The organism is Fusibacter sp., from assembly GCF_057447755.1.
Window position 1 is genome coordinate 1 of sequence record NZ_JBVBZF010000462.1, and the last position, 2,093, is coordinate 2,093.

Annotated in this window: 3 protein-coding genes; all 3 read right to left on the bottom strand. The window is 38.2% G+C overall.

The features are described 5' to 3' along the window. Nucleotides 1-514 (bottom strand): cation:proton antiporter (locus tag AC220I_RS21670; RefSeq protein ID WP_486725952.1); only part of this gene is annotated, 514 nt, incomplete at its 3' end. A 128-nt stretch (nt 515-642) separates the two neighbouring features. Beyond that, nucleotides 643-1,713 carry a peptide chain release factor 1 gene (gene prfA / locus AC220I_RS21675; protein ID WP_486725953.1) on the bottom strand — a complete coding sequence of 357 codons (1,071 nt, stop codon included), beginning with the start codon at nt 1,711-1,713 and terminating at the stop codon, nt 643-645. Nucleotides 1,714-1,725: 12 nt separating this feature from the next. Beyond that, the coding region (locus AC220I_RS21680; RefSeq protein WP_486725954.1) for a N5-glutamine methyltransferase family protein at nt 1,726-2,093 on the bottom strand (368 nt) is incomplete at its 5' end.

Consider the following 2,093-nt stretch of genomic DNA (forward strand, 5'->3'; position numbering starts at 1 on the left):
TTACCATGCCAACGAGTAATGTTAAAAGTACAATCCCCACAACGTCATCAATAATGGCAGCACCTAAAATCATGATGCCTTGTTTGGTCCTAAGTTGACCAATTTCCCTAAGGGTCTGAACCGAAATACTAACGGATGTTGCTGTTGCAACAATCCCTAAAAACAAGGCTACAGTTTTGTCATGAGAAGGAATAATCAGCATCATGCCTACAAAGACTAAAACAGCTGGAACGATTACACCGCCTAGGGCAATCATTGATGAAGACTTGCCTGATTCAAGCAATTCTTTAACATCCGTTTCAAGTCCTGCGATGAACATCAAAAGAACGACCCCAATTTCCGCAAACTGATTGATCAATTCCGTTTTTTCCATTAGTCCTGCGCCTAAAATCAAACCTACTATAATTTGCCCCAAGACTGCAGGCTGCTTTAATCTTTCACTTATGATTCCTGCCACATGAGCAGCCAATAGAATTGCTCCTAATTGTAACAAAAACAAATATTTTGATTCCATACTAACCCACCCCATTGGATTTAGTCCACTGAATTAGTATACTCCTTAAAAAATGACACTTCAAGGGGTTTGGCCGAACTTCAAGTCGTGTAATCGAACTTTAAAAGTCAATTTAGGTCAGTATATTCCTATTCTTCCAAGGATTTCAAAGCCTCTGCTTGGAAAAATGTAACGAGTTCATCAATCATTTCGTCAATTTCACCCTGCATATAACTGTCTAATTTATACATGGTCACTGGAATTCTATGATCGGTAATACGGCCTTGCGGGAAGTTATAAGTTCTGATTTTTGCACTTCTATCACCAGTACCAACTTGGCTTCTTCTCTGCTCAGCAATTTCTTCGTTTTGCTTATTTTGCTCTATTTCAAATAACCTTGCCTTTAATACTTGCATGGCTTTTTCTTTATTGCTAAGTTGTGATTTGCCATCCTGGCAGCTCACCACAAGACCTGTTGGTAAATGCGTAATTCTAACGGCAGAGTCAGTGGTATTAACACTCTGTCCACCATTTCCTGAAGATCTAAAAACATCTATTCTTAAGTCATTTTGCTTAACTTCAACCTCAACATCATCTACTTCCGCTAATACCGCAATTGTTGCTGTAGAGGTATGGATTCTACCACCAGACTCTGTCTGAGGAATCCTTTGCACTCGGTGGGTGCCACTCTCAAATTTAAGTCTTGAGTAAGCACCTTGTCCTTTGATCATAATTGATGCCTCTTTAATACCACCTACACCTGTATCACTTGTATTAAGGATCTCAACTTTCCAACGCTGTCTTTCTGCATATCGGATATAGAGTCTTAAAAGCTCGGCTGCAAATAAGCCAGCTTCATCACCACCTGCACCTGCTCTTACCTCTAAAATAACATTTCGGTCATCATTAGGGTCCTTTGGTAACAATAACTTTTTAAGCTCAAGTTCTGTCTCTTCAATCGTTGATTCTAAATCAGAAAGCTCCATTTTTGCGAGTTCTCTCATTTCTTCATCATTGCTCTCTTGAAGCATTTCTTTTGCTTCTTCTATACCTTGTTTTGCACTCTTGTATTCTTTATACTTTTCAACGATTTGAGCCATTTCTGAATGCTCTTTCATCAATTTTTGCCAAAGCTTCTGATCATTAATCACTTCAGGATCTGATATTTTAAGCCCTAACTCTTCAAACCTTTCTTCAATAAACTCTAACTTGTCAAACATAACTTCCTCCAATTATCCGTTCTTTTTATCTTGGTCATGGTTAGAATGACCATATATAAATCGTGGTATGCCACGTAAATCACTAAATATGCCAATATCATTGTACCCATGCAATTCAAACAAATCTGCTATCGCCTGAGCCTGATCATAGCCTGCTTCGAAAATCAAAAGGCCATCGGTTTTTAAATATCCAATTGCCTCTGGAATGATTGACTTATAAAAATCAAGACCATCCACACCACCATATAATGCCAACTCTGGTTCATGATCTCTAACTTCAGGCTCTAATGCCATTAAATCTTCCTCCGAAATATAAGGCGGATTTGAAACAATAATATCAAAATCATTGAAGTTCACATTTTCAAAAAGATCACTTCGAA

What these genes read in the sequence shown, in the direction of transcription:
- prfA (WP_486725953.1), bottom strand. Translation starts at nt 1,713, where the DNA reads ATGTTTGACAAGTTAGAGTTTATTGAAGAAAGGTTTGAAGAGTTAGGG.